We start from the raw sequence: 400 nt of genomic DNA on the forward strand, positions 1-400 counted from the left end.
GGCCACAACATCGGGCGCAACGTGGCGGTGCTCTCCGGCCTCGGCATCCAGGTGCCGGGGATGACCCTCAACCGCTACTGTTCCTCCGGCCTGCAGGCGATCGCCATCGCCGCCAACCAGATCGCTTCCGGTTGCAGCGAGGTGATCGTCGCCGGCGGCGTCGAGTCGATCACCCTGACCCTGAAGAGCGTCAACACCGACCACCTGGTGAACCCGCTGCTGCAAAGGGAGGTGCCGGGCATCTACTACCCCATGGGGCAGACCGCCGAGATCGTCGCCCGTCGCTACGGCATCACCCGCGAGGCCCAGGACGCCTACGCCCTGCAGAGCCAGCAGCGGATGGCGCGAGCCCAGGCGGACGGGCTGTTCGCCGACGAGATCGTGCCGATGACCACCCGCT

The 400-nt window shown here is 68.5% G+C and carries 1 protein-coding gene; it reads left to right on the top strand.

The genetic code is table 11. From position 1 onward, the window contains the following. Positions 1-400, top strand: a 400-nt coding sequence (locus EEB15_RS33490; protein ID WP_305000521.1) for a beta-ketoacyl synthase N-terminal-like domain-containing protein, incomplete at both ends; no start/stop codon positions are given.

The sequence above is a fragment of the Ramlibacter sp. WS9 genome (assembly GCF_003797765.1).
Classification (GTDB): domain Bacteria; phylum Pseudomonadota; class Gammaproteobacteria; order Burkholderiales; family Burkholderiaceae_C; genus Ramlibacter.